The sequence below is a fragment of the Bacteroides difficilis genome (assembly GCF_048319815.1).
In the GTDB taxonomy this organism is placed as follows: Bacteria; Bacteroidota; Bacteroidia; order Bacteroidales; family Bacteroidaceae; genus Bacteroides; species Bacteroides zhangwenhongii.
On the sequence record NZ_CP182814.1, the window covers coordinates 3,498,378 to 3,518,239 of the forward strand.

General features: G+C 39.0%; 13 protein-coding genes. All 13 read left to right on the plus strand.

Features of this window, described 5'->3' with window-relative positions:
* Positions 1-1,440, plus strand: a complete 1,440-nt coding sequence (locus ACNOGP_RS13330; protein WP_418213003.1) for a DUF3868 domain-containing protein — start codon at positions 1-3, stop codon at positions 1,438-1,440.
* An 11-nt stretch (positions 1,441-1,451) separates the two neighbouring features.
* Positions 1,452-3,272 (plus strand): Mfa1 family fimbria major subunit, encoded by a 1,821-nt coding sequence (locus ACNOGP_RS13335; RefSeq protein WP_418213004.1) that lies wholly within the window; start codon positions 1,452-1,454, stop codon positions 3,270-3,272.
* 244 nt (positions 3,273-3,516) lie between these two features.
* The gene (locus tag ACNOGP_RS13340) at positions 3,517-4,626 is read left to right on the plus strand and encodes a FimB/Mfa2 family fimbrial subunit (RefSeq protein WP_287667794.1); all 1,110 of its coding nucleotides are present in this window, start codon (positions 3,517-3,519) and stop codon (positions 4,624-4,626) included.
* On the plus strand, positions 4,623-5,798 hold the full coding sequence (locus ACNOGP_RS13345) for a hypothetical protein (RefSeq protein WP_418213005.1): 1,176 nt from the start codon (positions 4,623-4,625) through the stop codon (positions 5,796-5,798). The genes ACNOGP_RS13340 and ACNOGP_RS13345 overlap by 4 nt, the downstream gene beginning before the upstream one ends.
* Positions 5,799-5,843: 45 nt before the next feature.
* Positions 5,844-8,891, plus strand: coding sequence for a hypothetical protein (locus ACNOGP_RS13350; RefSeq protein WP_418213006.1), 3,048 nt, complete (start codon positions 5,844-5,846; stop codon positions 8,889-8,891).
* A 154-nt stretch (positions 8,892-9,045) separates the two neighbouring features.
* The gene (locus ACNOGP_RS13355) at positions 9,046-9,618 is read left to right on the plus strand and encodes a UpxY family transcription antiterminator (RefSeq protein WP_418213007.1); all 573 of its coding nucleotides are present in this window, start codon (positions 9,046-9,048) and stop codon (positions 9,616-9,618) included.
* Between the two features lie 17 nt (positions 9,619-9,635).
* The gene (locus ACNOGP_RS13360; protein ID WP_195476707.1) at positions 9,636-10,433 is read left to right on the plus strand and encodes a polysaccharide biosynthesis/export family protein; all 798 of its coding nucleotides are present in this window, start codon (positions 9,636-9,638) and stop codon (positions 10,431-10,433) included.
* A 2-nt stretch (positions 10,434-10,435) separates the two neighbouring features.
* On the plus strand, positions 10,436-12,814 hold the full coding sequence (locus tag ACNOGP_RS13365) for a GumC family protein (protein ID WP_418213008.1): 2,379 nt from the start codon (positions 10,436-10,438) through the stop codon (positions 12,812-12,814).
* Between the two features lie 23 nt (positions 12,815-12,837).
* Positions 12,838-14,766: a polysaccharide biosynthesis protein gene (locus ACNOGP_RS13370; RefSeq protein ID WP_418213009.1), complete on the plus strand. Its 1,929-nt coding sequence runs from the start codon at positions 12,838-12,840 to the stop codon at positions 14,764-14,766.
* A gap of 62 nt (positions 14,767-14,828) precedes the next feature.
* Entirely contained in the window at positions 14,829-15,884 is a 1,056-nt protein-coding gene (locus tag ACNOGP_RS13375; RefSeq protein WP_418213010.1) for an acyltransferase family protein, read from the plus strand.
* Positions 15,884-17,383, plus strand: a complete 1,500-nt coding sequence (locus ACNOGP_RS13380; protein ID WP_418213011.1) for a lipopolysaccharide biosynthesis protein — start codon at positions 15,884-15,886, stop codon at positions 17,381-17,383. Before ACNOGP_RS13375 ends, ACNOGP_RS13380 begins: the two co-directional genes overlap by 1 nt.
* Positions 17,384-17,563: 180 nt before the next feature.
* A complete protein-coding gene (locus ACNOGP_RS13385) occupies positions 17,564-18,694 on the plus strand; it encodes a glycosyltransferase (RefSeq protein ID WP_418213012.1) in 1,131 nt (376 codons plus the stop codon).
* On the plus strand, positions 18,691-19,860 hold the full coding sequence (locus ACNOGP_RS13390; RefSeq protein ID WP_418213013.1) for a polysaccharide pyruvyl transferase family protein: 1,170 nt from the start codon (positions 18,691-18,693) through the stop codon (positions 19,858-19,860). Before ACNOGP_RS13385 ends, ACNOGP_RS13390 begins: the two co-directional genes overlap by 4 nt.
* Positions 19,861-19,862 lie beyond the last annotated feature (2 nt).

Consider the following 19,862-nt stretch of genomic DNA (forward strand, 5'->3'; position numbering starts at 1 on the left):
ATGAAACAATTTATTTTTATTATAGCAGCATTGCTGGGAATAGGTTGTATGTTGAATGCCCAGCAAACAGTCGGAGTGACAACCGATAGTCTTAGGATTGAACGGAACGGTGAATATATAGTGGTTGACATGAATATGGGCTTGTCCCCTTTGGAAGTAGATATAAACAGGGCTGTATTGCTTACTCCCCGCTTTGTGTGCGCTACAGATACGCTCGAACTTCCGTCAATAGGAGTTTATGGGCGTCAACGTTATTATTATTATGTGCGTAATGGAGAAAGTATGCTGTCCGGTGCAAAAGAAATGTCATTTAAAGCGCGTTCAAAACCCTCCGATGTGGCATACCATGCCATTATTCCATATTATGGATGGATGAACGGAGCAGCATTGGAATTGTATCGCAGTGATTATGGCTGTTGCAACACGCTATTGGCAGAATGTGTGGAGCCGTTGGGCGGCTATATGGAAGTACTTCCGTTGTCTCCGCAGTTGCTCTATGTCTACCCTCAGGCAGAGGCTGTCAAGAGTCGCTCGCTCTCCGGTTCGGCCTTCATTGACTTCCCGGTCAACAAGACGGTCATTTATCCTGAATATCGTCGGAATACGCATGAACTGGGTAAAATCCAAGCCTCTATAGATTCTGTGCGGAATGACAAGGACATCACTATCACTTCCGTATGGCTCAAAGGATATGCGTCGCCCGAGAGTCCGTATTCCCATAATCGAGATCTGGCAATAGGTCGTACGGCAGCTTTGAAGCATTATATCAATCAGTTATATCATTTCAAGGATAGTGTGATAATTACGGACTATGAGCCGGAAGATTGGGCTGGTTTGCGCCGTTATGTCGAAAAAACTAATCTGGCACACCGTACAGAGATATTGGACATGATTGACAGCAATCTGGAACCGGATACTAAAGAAGCGAAGATAAAGCGGACTTATCCGGAGGAATACCGCTTCTTGTTGCAGAATTGTTATCCGGCCTTACGTCATACAGACTATCGTATAGACTACGTCATCCGTAGCTTTAGTGATGTCGAAGAGATAAAGCGCGTCATAAGGGTGCAACCCCAGAAACTTAGTCTCAATGAATTCTATCTTGTGGCACGGACGTACGAACCGGGAAGCGTTGAGTTCAACGACGTGTTTGAAACGGCAGTGAGAATGTATCCTGATGATGAGACTGCCAATCTGAATGCAGCGAATTCCGCAATGCAGCGCAAGGATTTTGAAAGTGCAAAACGCTATCTTTTCAAAGCGGGAGATTCATCACAGGCGGTTTATGCTCGTGGAGCATATGCCTTTCTTATTGAAGATTATGATAATGCGCGAAGGCTCCTCAATGATGCGAAAGCGATGGGAGTAGAACAGGCTGATATAATCCTTATTGAGATAGATAAAATAGAGAAAGCTAAAAATAATTTATTAATCCATTAACATTTAATTTTATGAAGTTATCAAATTTATTTTGGGGCTTGCTTGGAGTAATGGTGTTTAGTGCTTGTTCCAGCGATGAAATTATGCCCGAAACCAACGGTCCGGAATTTGACGGTCAGAGTCGTTTTCTGTCTGTTCGGATTGCTAATCCGGCAGCTATCAGGACACGTGCAGAAACAAATCCCGGAAATCAGGATGGAGATTTGTTTGAAGAAGGGTTGGCGAATGAAAATGAAGTGAAGTCGATACGTTTTTATTTCTTCAAAGCAGATGGTTCTGCTTGTCCGGTAAGACGTGAAGGAAAAAATTATTATGATTATTCACTTGAAGGCAAAGATTTGGGAAGTACTGAAAGCGAGATGCCTAATATTGAGGAAAAAGTGGATGCAGTGCTCGTTATTGAAACGGATAAGGATGACAATGTAGATGGTCTTAAATCTATGGTTGCAGTACTTAACGGTGGAGTAGGTACCAATTGTTTCTTAGGTGATGCTAACAAGTCTTTGAGTCAACTTCGTGATGAGATAGCATCGTCTGGTTCTGCAGATGATGGTTTCTTGATGACAAGTTCTGTTTTTGGTTCCAAGAGTTTCTGTTGTGAGGTTGAGGTAACTGCAGATAAGTTGAAAACTAGACCAGAGGCTGCCACTGAGGATCCGGTAAATATCTATGTAGAACGCGTATGGGCTAAAGCAAGATTGTATACTGCATGGAAAGAAGGAGTCTCTTCCAAAACAGTAACATTAGAAGAAGATGGCGTAGCTAAAGAATATGTAGCCGTTCCGTTGAAAACAGCAAAAGACAGTGACACCAATATAACTGTTGGTGAAGGAGAAGACGCAAAAGTTGTATATGCTATTTTTACTGGATGGGATGTGACGGGTACTGCTGATAAAACATATCTTTTCAAAAAAGTAGATTCTGACTGGAATTTAGGTTGGACTTGGAATATGTCTGCTCTTTATCGTTCTTATTGGGCACAGAACCCGGCAAATATTACACTTGGTTATTTAAGCTATAATGAAATAGCTAAGAAGGTGGGCACTATAGGAGTTGAAAATGGAAATTCTACTTCATATGATGGTCATAATGCATACTGTCTTGAAAATGCGGCAGATAATATTGATGGAACAAAGTCCACTTACGTCTCGGCTGATGCTCTAAGCAATCGTACTCAGGCGATTATTGCAGCCCGATTGGTGACAGTCGATGAGAACAATAAGGCTACTTTTGTTAGTTTGGCTGAATGGGGTGGAACACAGTATACCGAAGCCGGTGCATTGACAGCAATGTTGGGTATTGTAAATACTCAGATTTATACAAAAGAAGAAGATGGCGAGAATGAGAAACTGGTATCAATTAGTAAGGATATGGTGAAACTTGTTTCCGGTATAGATGCAGGTGTCGCTGATAATTCTTCAGAAGACAGTAAGAGATATTTGAGCTATTTGCAGTTGAATGAAGAGACGGCAAAAGATGTGACATTCTATAAAGCGAATGGAGAGGCGTATACTACCCATGATGACGTAAATAAGATACTTGCCAATAAGAATTCGATTGGTGCAAGAATATGGTCATCCGGTAAAACATATTATTATACTGACATTAAGCATGAAGAAAGTGCGGAAGAAACTAAGGGTAAGTTTGGGGTAGTACGTAACCATATTTATGATATTGCCATCACTTCTGTTGCTGGCCTTGGAACTCCGGTTTTGAATCCTGATGAAAAGATTGTTCCGCAACATCCGAAGAATGATGATACTTATCTTGCTGCACAAATCAATATTCTTTCATGGAGAGTTGTAAAACAGAATGTTGATTTGGAATGGTGATTATTCATAGCAAACAGAACCATAAAAACAACCACTAAGTAATCCTGATGGCGGGACCGCTTCCCGTCGGAAGAGAGTTCCGCCATCCCTTTAATGTAAAGAAAGCGCTTGGGCTATCGGCGCAAAGAGAGATGCCGTTTTTGAAATCCCGAAGAAGATTCTGGGTTTCCGCTTAATTAGAAATTTCCACTGCGGTTCCACCCGTAGACTATATATATTGGTCATTAATAAAAAATGATAGATAATGAACACACTGTCTTATATCAAATGTTGGGGAATAGCAGCATTGACAGTCGTAGTGCATGCTTTCCTGTTCGTATCGTGTGATAGTATGATTTATAACGAAGAAGGCGATTGCTCCGTGCGCTACCGTCTGAAATTCCGTTATGATATGAATCTGAAGTTTGCCGATGCTTTTGCTCATGAAGTGAAGTCTGTCAGACTCTACGCGTTCAATCCTGAAGGAGAGCTGGTATGGCAGTCTGCCGAACAAAGCAGTATCCTTGCATCAGGTGATTATACCATGTCTCTTGACCTTGATCCTGGTGATTACCATCTTGTCGCATGGTGCGGACTTGATAACGAAGAATCCTTCACTTTGCCCGACGTATCGCATAGATGCCATCTGGAAGATTTGCATTGTAAGTTGAAACGGCAATATGATTTGGAGACAGACGAAGCAACAGGTACTCAAAAACGTATCACTTGTTCTAGAAAAGACTTACATCCATTGTTTCATGGCACTCTCGATGTCAGTCTGCCTGTAAATGATGATGGGGGCGAGTATACATATGTCATGCCCCTGACGAAGGATACGAACGTATTTCGTGTGGTGCTTCAGCATCTTTCCGGAGAAGACATAAACGCTGACGACTTTGTCTTTAGCATTGAAGACCGGAACGGCTGGATGGCACATGATAACTCATTGATCAATGATGAGCCGATTACCTATCGTGCTTGGTCCACCTATTCGGGTGAAGCTGGTGTTGATGTACTAACAAAATCCGGTGTGGATGTAATGCCCGAAGTCGGGAACCGTGCTGTGACAACAGTCAAGGCTGCCGTAGCAGAACTTACGGTAAGCAGGTTGGTGAAAAGAGACTGGAACCTGTACTCACGTCCGATGTTGACGATTCATACTACGGAAGGAAAACTAGTTGTTTCCATTCCCGTTATTGACTACGCTCTGTTGGTAAGAGGCGAATGTAACAGGAATATGTCCGAACAGGAATTTCTCGATCGGGCAGATGAGTATAATATGACATTTTTTCTTGACGAAGACAATAAATGGGTAAGTACAGTGATACAAATCCTTTCATGGAAAGTGGTACGTTCTAATGTGGATATAGAGTGAAAAAAATATCGCGATATACAGTATGGATGGCAGCATTTGCCGGTTGGGCATTACTGTTGGCAGCGTGTAGCAGCGGAGAGAATGGCTGTATGGACGAAGTACAGCCGGATACTTCCACCGCTACACTCATCCTGCATACCGCTCTTCTTGATAAAACCCGTGCGGTTGATATCTCTGCGGATAACTCTGTCGAATATATGTACACGTTACGCATTGTTGTCCTCCATGCGGACGGCAGTGTGGAACATAACGTCTATGTTGATTTCGGTAACTTCCCTCAAACCGAGTGTTTCAGAATATTAGAGGTGACACGGAATGAAACGAAGAAAATATACCTGATAGCTAACGAAGAGAGTGTATCTTCCGAACTTCATGGAAAATTGGAAACATTGACAGTCGGTGATAATACATTCAGGAGCATTGTGGACGAATTGTATTTCACTCCTGATTATAGGAACCCCATTCCTATGAGTTCGGTATATGATGTTCCGGTCAATGCGGAGAGTCTGGTAGAACGGCAGTTCTATTTGGTTCGTGCTGCTACCAAATTCGCATTCCATTTTACGAACGAACGTGAAAATGCTGTCAGTGTGGATGCAATTACTATTTCCGGAATAGTGGGGACAACCTATCTGATCCCTCATAAAAAGGAAAAGGAGATGTTTTTTGAGGACGAGCAGTTCTTTTGGGTTGATTGGATGAAAAAAGTGGCGGATGAGTCACAAAAGCATCCGGAGGATGTGACGCTGGCGGATAGGAGAGGATGGATACAGGATTACGATATTCCTTCCGGGCAGGCTCACGAGGCAGTCATTGTTCGTTCTCCGACTCTTGTTCCCGGTCTCACGTATCATGTGAATGAAGCTCCCACTCCCGGTGAAAAAATGTTCCCCGTATTTTATCTCCCGGAGAGTAAGAACCTCAAAGATGGAACGCAAGAATATGGAGAGCAAGCCTATACGATGACCCTTCATCTGACAGAGAAGAATCTTGAAGGAGAAAACGGGGCCTCAGAAGAGAAAGAAGTATTGTTTACCCGGCTTTTTCCGAATCTGAAAGCCCTTTTCCGCAATACTCATATACTGGTCGACGTCACTTTCTGGGAGGAGGGTGTGAAAGTGGATGTAATACCTTATAGCGAGGTTGTTCTTAACCCGGATTTCGGATTATAAATGAAACGACAGTAACATACTAAGAAAGAACGATAATACGGTAAGATGATGAAACGTGATATATTATATACATTTCTGTTCATACTTGTCCTCAGCATGGCAAGTTGTGTGGACGACTGGTTTGAAAGAACGGAATCACTTGGAGAGGGGCAGAGCACGGTGTCTGCCACCGTAGATTTCCGTCCTATGGCTTCGGGGCTTACGCAGAACACAAGGGCGGCGGGAGATGCGATTAAAGAAATAGAGACACTTTATGTCTTGTTGTATGATGAAAGCGGAAACCTTGTGGAGAATCAAAGCCGTCAGATTCTGGATTTTGAAATAACCGATGAGAAACGTGTGGACGCAGACGCAGACAATAAAATATCTGCAGAGACACAGACTCCACGTGCCACTTTCAAATTAAAAGAAATACCTTTTGGCAGATACTATATTTATGCTGTTGCCAATGTTCCCGATCTTCTAGCCAAGAAGTATTCCGATTATATCAAGACCATAGACGGACTTAAGCGTATTCCGTTAACCTGGCATAATGTTTCCGGTGAAGTTGGCAAAAACAGCCAGATGCTTGGATATTTCACATCGACCAAGAAAGACCAGCCTGAAAACGAACCTCTTACCATCAATAGACCGAGCATCTACCTGCATTCATGGTTGCGCCGGGCTGCTTCGAAGCTTACAATTGCTTATGACGGCAGCCGTCTGAAAGAAGGTGTTTTTGTGTATCTCAGGTCGGTACAGATAAAGGATATTCCGATGCAATGTTATTTGGGGAAGGATAATAATGTAGGTGCCGAGGGATACGGACTGGATAAAACTTTGTTGGACGGTGAGGAACTAAAATACTATAAAGGCAGTTTGCCTACAGCTTACGACCATGAATATAACGGCCCGCGTATCACACGGGGAAAACCTTATTATGGTTCCCATCATGAAGACTCCGTTGCTGTATACTTTTATGAGAATATGCAGGGGGAAGGTAAGGACAAGCGGCAGGACGCTGATGGAAAAGACGGGCTTGACGCTCCCGGAATGCCGGGAGATCCCGGTTATAAATTTAAGGATGGCATGCCGTATGGTACATATGTAGAAGTAGATGCATATTATGTATCCATTAATTCAGAAAGAATTGGCAATGGTTCTATCAAATACCGGTTCATGCTTGGTCAGGATATTTACAAAGACTATAACGCCAAGCGCAACTGTCATTACAAACTGACGCTCAGATTCAAAAATTTTGCCAATGATGTAGACTGGCATATCGAATATGAGGAACCGGAACCAGGTGTTATAACTCCGGAACCCTATTTCATATCATATTTGTATAATCATTCAATGATGTACCCTATCAAAGTAAATACAGGTGGACGTGAAATTGAATACATCAAGGCGGAAATTACGGATAACCGTTGGGCTCCGTATAATGCCAGCGGCTTGATATATTACTCCCAAATGGACAAAGTGAATGCTAATCAGTGGAATGGTTTCCTCTCATTGCATAAGACTGTAGATCTGGTTATTCGCAAAACGACCACTTCGGTAAACGTGGATTCTAATAAAGAGCATTATGAAAAAGCTCCTAAAAGAGGAGAACGTACATATACAGACATGAGTGTGGGAGAACATACTACAACCGGTTCCGATTCGACAGACACATACCGTGTGGAACAACATCCTACCGAAGCGAATACATACAATATCTTTATACCTATGTATACGCGTGCCAAACAATTGATAAAAGAAACGGCTTATACCGGTAACAATCCTTATGTCGCATATCATCGGAAGGCAGAAGTCAAAATTACTACCAAGCTGAAAGGTTTGGAAAAACCATTTGAAAATATGGTAACCATTTATCAAGTGCGCCGTATTGTCAATCCCAAAGGCATATATCGTAGCAGCGGAAAGAGTGAACCGTTTCATGTGGTGTTGAAACGCTTGCCAAAAGAGAATGCAACCAAATTTGAGACATTTGTGTCAGAAGGTCCGTGGAAGGCATATATTGTAAGGCATTGCAACAGCGATGGAAGTTCAGTGCGGGTTATCAACCTTGACAAAGGGAGTGGAATGTCGGAATGCATAAAAGATACCGTATATGGGAAAAACGGTTCTGAGATTGATTTTAATGTCAATTTTGACGGGACGTGTGATGCCAATACTTCTCGTTATGCCATCATAAGGGTAGAATACCACAACTATACTTGCTATCACCTTATATTTGTACGGCAGGGGGATAGTCCGGATGACTTGATAGCCGGTGGAACGAGATGGCATGCCAAGAATATGAGGACAAAGACGGAAGAAGCGGAATCTCCGCTGGATGAAGGCTCTCTGTTCGGGCGTGGTAATTGGACCTACCCTATTGATGCGTTGAATAATAAGAATCCCAAAGAATATTGGGTTAATGTCGTACCTGAGGATTTTAAAAAGTCATACCCTGAAGATGGCTTCTTTACAATAGCCGGAAGTGGTGAAAAGAAGAAGTGGAGTGATATAACCCGGAATGAAGATTTTACGGAGCCCAAAACCGGCTGGAAGGTTGCCAGTGCCTCGGATTATCAGGCATTGTTTGATAGTGATTATATAAAACAAGGATATGGAGTGTTATATGGAGATGGGGCTAAAGAAACTGCTGATGATCTAAATGACGTGTACGGTTATGATTACACAACCTCAAAGATACGTGGAATGAGAGGATGTTTTGTTTATAACGAACAAACAGGAAAAAATCTATTTTTCCCGATAGGTGCTTCCGGTTATGGTCATAGGAAAGATTCTAGAGGGGAATTAGCGGAAAATCAATATAAGGGAATTTTGCGATATGCATCAAGTAGAAATACATATTTCAAGCCGACTGATGTAAGTGCTGCTTATCCTAATGGTGTCAATGACTGCCCATTGTTTTATGACATCTATATGCGTCCTGGTGCGATATACTGGTATGATAAGACCGGAGAGAATAAGGTAAATGGTACAACGGAAAACAATGTAGGATGGGATTTTAATTATTTTACATTCGATTTTTATCCTATGGGTAGTTGGGGTACAAGTGGCGGTAAGGATGCTTGCTTCGTTCGCTGCGTAGAAAAATAATCCTTTTATGTTCGAAACTGTTTTACTCACATATTTTGATTTGTGAGTAAAAAGAAAGTTTTTTTCTTGTTTGTTATTTATTATTTTATCTATCTTTGTACCAAAATTCATTCCGTTGTCCTAAAAATAGCGGAGAAATGAAGGATAAATATACATGATCATTAGAAAAAATGACGATCAGAATCTTCTGCCAACAACTGTGATTGGCAGAAGCGTAGCGCGCTCAAAACGCTGGCTAGTGGCGGTTGTACGCATATATCACGAGAAAAAAACGAGTGAGCGGCTAACGAAAATGGGGATTGAAAATTTCCTTCCTATTCAACAAGAGGTTCATAAATGGAGTGATCGTCGTAAAGTGGTAGATCGCGTTTTACTTCCGATGATGATTTTTGTCCATGTCGACCCTCAAGAACAAAAAGAGGTGTTGACGCTGTCCGCTATCAGCCGCTATATGGTACTGCGTGGGGAAAGTACTCCGGCTGTTATTCCTGACCAACAAATGTTGCGATTCAAATTTATGCTCGATTATTCGGATGAAACGATCAGTATGAGCACATCGCCGTTGGCACCGGGAGAAAAGGTACGGGTGATAAAAGGACCTTTGGCAGGCTTGGAAGGAGAGTTGGTAAATGTGGACGGCAAGTCTAAAGTTGCTGTTCGGTTAACTATGTTGGGGTGTGCATGTGTGGATATACCGGTGGGATGTGTAGAGCCGGTATCAGAATAATCAAAAAAAATATTTTCATGAAAAAATTTCTAGCAAACTCTTTGCTACTCTTGTGTCTTGCAGGAGGGCTGACCTCCTGTGTCTCATCTAAAAAAATGCTTTATCTGCAGGGTGCAAATTCGTTAGACCCGAGTTCACAGAAAGTACTTGATGATTATGAATTGCATATCAAGCCGGATGACCAGCTTTATATTACTATTAATAGCAAGGCACCGGAGTTGTTGACACCTTTTGCCAATAGTCAGGTGTTGGGCTCATCCACCACTAGCGGAGCTTCGCAAGAACTGCAAGGACTTCTGGTGGATAAGAATGGCGATATTGAAGTACCTGTTTTGGGAAAAATACATGTAGCCGGTCTTACACGTTTGGAATTGGCAGGGGTAATCAAGAATAAGTTGATAGAAGGTGAGTATATCAAAGATCCGACGGTAGAAGTCCGTTTTAAGGGAGCGAAAATTTTGCTTTTGGGAGAAGTCAACAGTCCCGGTGTGAAAGAACTTCCTAGCGACAGGGTGACTATCTTGGATGCGATAGGGCTAGGCGGTGATTTGCCGCCAACAGCGAAACGGAATAATATACAGGTGATTCGGGAAGAAAACGGAGAGCGCAAGAGCTATACGGTAGATTTGACTTCCAGTGAAGACATTTTTAATTCTCCGGTTTATTATATGCAACAAAATGACGTGGTTTACGTAGAGCCCAATAAATCAATTAATGTGAAGGGAAGTTCTGCACTGACTTACTTATCTGCCGGTAGTAGTATTATAGGTGTGTTGGCTTCCGTACTGTCATTAATCTTTATTCTTGCAAAATAAAAATGGAATATACTCAAGAAAACAAGGAGAAAACGGCTGGAGAGAGTGGTTTTAATATCACTTTACGGGATGTTGTAGAATTGATCATAGCTAATTGGTATTGGTTTGCCATTTCTGTAATTGTCTGTGTGAGTGCTGCTTACTTGTATACTCGTACACTGGTTCCTGTTTATCAGCGTCAGGCCGTCATGTTAGTGAAGACCGGTGGAAAAACAGCTAATTCGGATATATCCGCCATGCTGGAACTTCAGGGAGGAGTAACAGGAAGCGGGGTTGAAAATGAAATGTATATCCTTCGCTCACATCAATTGGTACGTGAGGTAGTCAATCGTCTGCATTTGGATGTGTCGTATGAGGAAGACGGCTTTTTTCGTAATACTTCCTTGTTTGCAGAATCTCCGGTTGAAGTGACTTTTTTTGATCCTTATCACTCTTTTGTTTCAATGAATGTCACTCCGCTGGATGTAAAAAACTACACGATTTCCAATCTTGTCGTAGGAGGAAAGAAGCTCTCAATAAATGGTAATCATGCCTATGGAGACACATTACAGACAGAAGCAGGACGAGTGATTGTCAATTTGAAACCTGAGAACCTCTCTACATACATAGGTAAGCCTGTCTTAGTAAAACGTATGAGTCCGGAAGCGGCTACGGCTATTTATAAAGGAGGTATTTCTACTTCTTTGGCAGGTAAAGGTACTACGATGGTACAAATCACCTGTGTTGGCAATAATGTTTCACGTGCCGATGCGATATTGAGTGCTTTGATAAATGTGTATAACGAAACGATTATTGAGGATAAAAATCGTATAGCTGTAAATACAGCTAAATTCATAGACGAACGCATTGCGGTGATCGGCAAGGAACTGGGAGATGTAGAAGAAGAATTGACAGACTTTAAACAGCGCAATCGTATTATAGGTACAGAAGGCAACGGCTCTCAATATCTGGCTGAAAGCAGTCGTGTGAAAGGTGAAACCTTGCAGATGGAAACAGAATTGTCTATTGCACAATCCATTAAGAGTTATTTGATGGATGTAACCCGCAACAATCAACTGATTCCTAATGTTTCCGGAGTAGGGGATGCAAGTGTGCAAAACCAGATTACCGCTTACAATGAACTTATGCTTCAGCGTAACCATCTGTTGGCTGAATCCGGAGAAAAAAATCCGGTAGTCCAGACGGCTGATAAGAATTTGGCGGAGATGCGTACCGTAATTTCCGGTTCAATGGATAATTATATCAAAAATCTTCGTCTACGATTGGATAGGACACGTGCTGTGGAACATCAGATTAATACTGAGATTCAAGCGGTGCCCAAGCAGGAAAAGATGGCGTTGAGTATTATCCGCCAGCAATCCATTAAAGAGGCATTGTATACTTTTCTGTTGAATAAGCGTGAAGAAAATGCGCTTCAGTTAGCTGTAACGGAGGCTAATATTCGTGTTGTGGAGTCTCCATTTGGTTCTAATGCGCCTATTGCCCCTCATTCTACAACTTTTTTGCTGGCTGCTTTAGCGGTGGGATTAGCTATTCCTTTGGGGATACAAGTGTTGTTGATGCTATGGAATACTTCCGTTCGGGGACGTAAGGACATAGAAGATTATACCACCATTCCGGTGTTGGGTGAGATTCCTTCCCGTAAGGAAGAAGTAGCAGATAATTTCATAGTAGTAGATGAACATAAGAATGATCTTATCTCTGAAGCCTTTCGCTTATTGCGTTCAAATATAAATTTTGTAGCAAAGGATGCCCGTGTAATTATGTTTACGTCTACCATGCCCGGTGAAGGAAAGTCTTTTGTGTCTCGCAACTTGGCAGTGGCATTGGCTATAGCCGGAAAGAAAGTAGTATTGGTAGATACAGATTTACGTAAACGGACTCAAGGTAAATTAGTGGGTGTCAAACATAAGGAAGGATTGAGTACTTACCTTTCCGGTTTGCATGATGATATAGACAATATACTGGACAAAGGGCTGATTCATCCTGCTGTAGATATGTTGTTGGTTGGCCCTGTGCCTCCTAATCCTTCCGAACTTCTGATGAGCGATCGTTTGGAGAAATTGGTAGATGAGTTGAAGAAAAAATATGATTATATAATTTTGGATAATGTCCCTGCGCAGGTGGTAGCAGACGCTACGATTGTAAACCGTGTGGCTGAATTGACTTTATATGTGGTCCGTGATGGAAAACTCGATCGTCGTTATCTTCCGGAGTTGGAACGTTTGCATCAGGAAGGTAAGTTCAAACATCTGTGCATTGTATTAAACGACAGCCATATTGAAAAGAAAAAGTATGGTTATGGCTATGGTTATAGCTACGGTTACGGATATGGCTATGGGGATGGCTACTACTCGGAGACGAATAAAAAAAAGAAATAAGGGGAACTTTTTATTATTGGGGGATGAAAGAAAAATTGAATGCTTTTATCCAGTATATAAGTAGAACTTACTTTAGTTACTGGATAATATGGGGAATTGATTTGTTTATTTCAGTATTGTCCACTTGTTTTACTTATTGGTGGATACATTATAACGCTGAAGTGTCTTTAGATAGTGGGGCTATGATTCGAATTGGAATTTTAGCCGCTATTGCGACTACGATAGCTTCCTATCTTTTCCATACTTATCGTAATACCATTCGTTATTCCCAGTTGCGTTGTTTATGGCCGTTGATCTGTTGCTCATCATTCAAATCGGTATGTATAGCGATTGCTATTTTCTTATGGATTGAACCGTTCGGATTGTCTGCCAATCAGAGGTTGATGTTTGTCTTATTTGATGGGATGTTGACTTTGATTGCTTTGTCTACTTTCCGTATGTTGATGGTGATAGTCTACGAGGCGTTAATTGAATTGATGAATAAGGAGAATATGCGTATTCTCATTTATGGTACAGACGATAAGAGTGTAGCACTGAAGACCCGTTTACTACATAGTTTTCATTATAAAGTTGTCGGATTCTATTGTTATGGAACTATTTACAAGCATCGTCGTTTGGCGGGATTCCCTATTTATTATTTCACCAATGAACAAGATTTCCAGCAGCTTATTCGTAAACGCCGTATTCAAGGTATTTTATTTGCTCATAATGAGTCTACCCGTTTAGAGGAAACTCGTTTGCTTCAATACTGCAAGGATAATCACATCAAGACTTTGATAGCTCCTTCTATCAGCGAAGCGGATGAAAACGGTAACTTTCATCAATGGGTACGTCCGGTCAAGATTGAAGACTTGTTGGGACGTCCGGAAATTAATATCAATATGAGTGAAGTTGCCAATGAATTCAGCGATAAAGTAGTAATGGTTACGGGAGCAGCCGGTAGTATTGGTAGTGAACTTTGTCGTCAATTGGCACATCTTGGAATCCGTAAACTGATTATGTTTGATTCGGCAGAAACACCATTACACAATATTCGTTTGGAATGTGAACGCCGATTCCCACATCTTGATTTTGTTCCTGTGATAGGTGATGTGCGTGTCATAGAGCGTTTACGTATGGTGTTTGATACCTATCATCCTCAAATTATTTTTCATGCAGCTGCTTATAAACACGTCCCGTTGATGGAGGAAAATCCATGTGAAGCTGTATTGGTTAATGTGACCGGTACCCGTCAAGTTGCGGATATGGCAGTTAAATATGGAGCGGAAAAGATGATCATGGTTTCCACAGACAAAGCTGTAAATCCTACTAATGTGATGGGGTGCTCCAAACGTTTGGCAGAAATTTATGTACAGAGTTTGAGCTATGCCATTAAAGAAGGCAAAGTAAAAGGATGTACTAAATTTATAACTACCCGCTTTGGAAATGTATTGGGTAGCAATGGCTCAGTTATTCCCCGTTTTAAAGAACAAATAGAAAATGGTGGTCCCGTAACGGTGACTCATCCCGATATCATACGCTATTTCATGACCATTCCGGAGGCGTGTCGTTTGGTAATGGAGGCCGCCACTATGGGGGAAGGATATGAGATCTTTGTTTTCGAAATGGGAAAACCTGTGAAAATAGTAGATTTGGCTGTTCGTATGATCGAATTGGCGGGATATAAACCGAATGAAGATATTGAAATACAATTTACAGGACTACGACCGGGTGAAAAACTGTATGAGGAGGTATTAAGTGATGAAGAAAATACGATTCCTACCCATCATAAGAAGATTAAGATAGCTAAGGTGCGTCGGTATGAGTATGAAGATATTGTGGAAACATATGATGAGTTTGAGAGATTATCGCGTTCAGTACAAATTTGGGAGACGGTGAAGTTGATGAAAAGGATAGTTCCTGAATTTAAGTCTAAAAATTCCAAGTTTGAAGAAATAGACCGGAAAAAGTAAAGGAGTATTTGTACCTTTTTCCAGGGAATGATATAATAATATCTTCTACATACCTTACACATATGATAGGGAAAGAAAGATTATCTAATTTTGAACTTTTGCGCATGGTAGCCATGTTTTTGGTTTTACTCGTTCATGCTGATTTTTTTTCATTGGGGGAACCAACGGCAGAAGAATGTGTGACAAATCTTGTGGATGTTATACCTAGATTATTGTTTTGGTCACTTAGTATAGCATGTGTTGATATATTTGTACTTATATCTGGCTGGTTTGGTATAAAGCCTAGAGTAAAGGGGATATGTAGTTTCCTTTTTCAGTGTTTCTTTTGGCTTATAGGGATCTATATTATTACATTATTTATTGGGATTTCACATCTTTCTGTTAATGGAATACTTGGTTGTATTGTGGCGACAGAACTCAATTGGTTTATAAAAGCCTATCTTGTTCTTTATATAATGTCCCCGGCTTTGAATAGTTTAGTAGAGCATTCTTCAAAAAAAACATTGTGTACAGTATTAGTGAGTTTTTATATATTCCAATTTATTTATGGTTGGATATTTCCTTCCGCAACCCGTTATATATGGGGAGGATATAATCCTTTATCATTCATGGGGCTATATTTGTTTGCAAGATATTTAAAAGTTTATGGTTCAAGATTTCTTCACTACAATAAGATTACTTATATATTATTGATTGTTGGATCCATAATTTTTGTGTCAACTTTGTATATACTGCCCTCATATCTTGGTTTTCATACAGTAACTTTGGGCTTAATATTTTTAAATTACATCTCACCTACAACTCTTCTTGTTGCTGTAAGTTTTCTATTATTGTTCTCTAAAGTTGAAATTAAAAGTAAATTTGTAAATTGGTGCGGAGCTAGTTGTTTCGCAGTATTTCTTATACACACTAATCCTAATACACTTTATAGATATAAAGATTTTTTTATTGAACTACATTCGAATTATACAACTATAACATTTTGGATACTATCTTTTTTGTGTATGTTTGTTGTATTTTTTTTGGCAATAATAATCGACCAACTTCGATTAAAACTATGGAACGTATTATGGCCTATTTTAGAGAAAAAATTAGTTAGTATGCAATTTGTTGAATAATGGCAATTAATCAGATAAAATCAGGGGCAATTTTGTCATATCTGACCATATTCCTTGGTACTATGATCTCGATAGTTTACACTCCTATTATGCTTCGGATGTTGGGACAAGGTGAGTATGGATTGATATCTTTAGCACAATCGGTAGTAGGGTATTTAGGCTTGTTGAACTTAGGATTAGGTTCAGCAATGGTACGTTATATAACTAAATACAAGGCAGAAGAAAACAAAGAAATGGAGTATGGAGTGATGACTCTTTTTTTGAAGATCTTTGGATTTCTTAGTTTGGTAATATTGTTGGTAGGAACATTGCTCGTTTTTAATATTCATGGATTGTTTAGCCAGTCTCTTACAGAAGAAGAATTTAGTAAATTACAAAAGTTGATGATTTTAATGACGTTCAATGTGGCTATGAGTATGCTCTCTAGTGTTTTTTATGCTGTAATGATGGCTTATGAACGTTTTGTGTTTACTAAGGCGGTTGGTATTATAAATATAGTAATTAACCCTCTTATTATGCTTCCTTTATTGTTTCTTGGTTCTAAATCTGTTGGCATTACAATAGCCTCTACAATGTTGAATCTTATTAATGTAGTAGTTGTTGTTTATTATGTATTCGGTATATTAAAGGTAAGAATTAAACATGTGAAATTTGAACGAAGTTTTCTTAGGGAATTATTTGGTTTTTCATTCTATGTCCTTTTTGCACTTATCGTGGATAAAGTATATTGGGGTACAGATCAGTTTATTCTTGGAGCAGTAGCCGGAACAGTTGTAGTGGCAGTATACAATATCGGTGCTAATTTTGTCTCATATTATATGCAATTTTCAACTGCGATAACAGGAATGTTCCTTCCTCGTCTTACTACTATGGATGTTAATCATGTCTCAGATACAGAATTTTCAGACTTATTTACTAAAGTGGGGCGTTTACAATATCTTATTTTGGCCTTTGTTCTTACAGGTTTTATTCTGTTAGGGAAGCGGTTCATAGTATTGTGGGCAGGTTTAGATTATGAGGAGTCATATTATATAGCTTTATTTGTGTTGATACCTTTTACAATTCCTTTAATACAGAATTTAGGCCTTCAAATGATGTATGCTAGAAATCTTCATAAGTTTCGTTCGTTGGTTTTGTTTGGTATTGCTATACTTAATGTTTGTATTTCTATTCCCATGGCAAGAATATATGGTGGCTTGGGGTGTGCGGCAGTAACTGGAGGTACTTTTATTTTAGGTCAGTTCTTCATTCTTAATTGGTTCTACAAGGTAAAAATGCGAATTGATATTTTCAAATTTTGGAAGGAGATAGGGAAATTGATTATCTGCACATGTGTTATACTTGTAATATCTTATTATGTATGTAGCTTTATGGTAGTGAATACATGGTTGTACTTGTTTATTAATGCTTTTTTATATGCTATTATATATGTTATTATAATGTGGTTTTGGGGTATGAATGCATATGAAAAATCCTTGATAAACTATTTTAGGAGATAATGGTAATTTGTGAAAATCAGTAAAGAATATGGTAACTTTATCTTAGAAGTTGCTATGAGCACAATATCTTTATTTTACTTGCTAACACAATATCCTTTATTTAAGATATAGTAGTAGGTGATTTTATTGGTAATGATATTTATAATTTGTTAACAATTTGATTGATGTAATTTGGTAGGTATGGGTCGAACTAAAGTGCTAATTGTTGTAAATTATGTATTAGAAGGGGGGCTTACTCATGTTCTTTTAGATGTGCTTAGAGCATTAAATAATCGTTGTGATGTTACAGTATTAACTATTTTCGATTTATATACGGAATATATTGAAGAAATTAAGATATTAGCTAAGTATAATACACTTGATTGTTGGCGTCGCAAAATATCAAACAATGTATTATTATCTTTATACAGCCGTCTTATTATGGATAATAGGGCATTTCAAGTTTTTCTGTACAACTATTATGTTAGTCGTCATCAGTTTGATATAGAGGTCGCTTTTGCTGAGGATTGGGCAATAAATGTAGTAGCTAAGTCGAAGTCAAGAAGTCGTAAATATGCATGGATACATACAGATTTTTTATGTGATGGCGTGAATGATAGGGAAACTTTGATAAGTAACACAAGATTGATGTTACAAAGATTTGATAGAACTATATTTGTGAGTGAGTTGCTTAAACAGAAATTTACCACACTATTGTCATTATCAAAAACAATTTCCGTCCCAAATGCTGTGGATGTTGATGCGATATATAAAAAATCATTATGTTCATGTGATATTACAATGAATCAAGATGTTTTGAATCTTGTATTTGTTGGAAGACTAAATCATGAAAAGGGAGTAGAAATACTAATAGATTCTATGGCGTGTCTGCCAGAGGAATATGTAAAGAGATGCCATTTGTATATTATAGGTGATGGATGCGAACGTAAATTTCTTGAAACCAAAATTCGAGAAAATAATTTGAAGAATATATTTTTACTGGGAGCCAAACAGAATCCGTTTCCATATGTCAAACAGTCTAGTTATTTAATTTTACCTTCTAAGTATGAAGGTTTTGGACTTGTGCTGATTGAGGCAATGGCATTAGGAGTGCCATGTATTGCTACAAAAACAGTTGGTGCAACCGAGGTTTTGGATAATGGAAAATATGGCATTATGGTTGATTATAATAAAGAATCAATTAGTAATGCTATCAAAGAATGTATTCTTTATCCAGAGAAACGTATTGCTTATCAATCTTTGCAAAAAACAAAGTTGCAGGCTTATACAATGGACAAATATAGAGAACAATTAAATACATTATTTCAATGAAGAAAATTGTAGTATATGCTAATGGAGCGGCAGGAAATCATGGATGTGAGGCACTAACACGTTCGATCTATAGTTTGCTTTCTACTGGTGTAGACGATATTAAGTTTGCTTCCTCCAATATAAAAGAGGATATTTCTTATGGTTTAGGTGATATTGTCCATTTTATGCCTCTTCATTCGGAAATTAAGAAAAATCAGTTTAAATATTTTAAATATTTAGTTTCACAAAAACTTTTTCCTTCTGATTATAGATATTATAAATTTTTGTATACAGACTTTTTAAGGTCTGTGGATAGAGATAGCCTTTATATTTCAGCGGGAGGAGACAATTATTCCTATAATAATAACATTTGGTTAAATTGTCTAAACACTGAGATAAATCAAAATGGTGGTAAAACAATTCTTTTGGGATGTTCAATATTGGAGAATATTTCAGATCTTAGTATGATTAAAGACCTTTCAAATTATTCTGCTATAATCGCTCGAGAATCTATTTCATATAATGCTTTAAAACAGGCTGGTGTAGATAGTGATATCTATTGTTTACCAGACCCAGCATTTATATTGCGAACAAAAGAATGCAAGTTACCTGAGGGGTTTATACCTGGAAATACTGTTGGTATAAATATCAGTCCTATGATTATAGAACGTGAGCAATCAGAAGGTGCTGTTATGAATAATTATTTCTTCTTGATAGATTATTTACTTAAAAATACTAACTATAATATAGCATTGATACCTCATGTTGTTTGGTCATATACAGATGATAGAAACCCATTGAGTGAAATTTTCAACAAATATAGAAATACCAAACGTGTGTTACTTATATCAGATCATAATGCAGAAGAATTGAAATATATTATATCTCAATGTCATTCTCTTATTGCAGCTAGAACTCATGCATCTATCGCGGCGTATTCAACAATGGTGCCAACTTTAGTTGTTGGGTATTCTGTTAAAGCACGCGGTATTGCTCTAGATATTTTTAGGGACATAGAACATTATGTAATTCCAGTTCAGAAGTTAAAAAATAGGGATGATCTTACAAAGGCTTTTTGTTGGCTATTGGATAATGAAGCAAAGATACGTGAGAATTACCAAAAGAATATGCCTGAATATGTAAGAAAGTGTGAACAATATGCAGGAATAATTAGTAAATATATGTAATA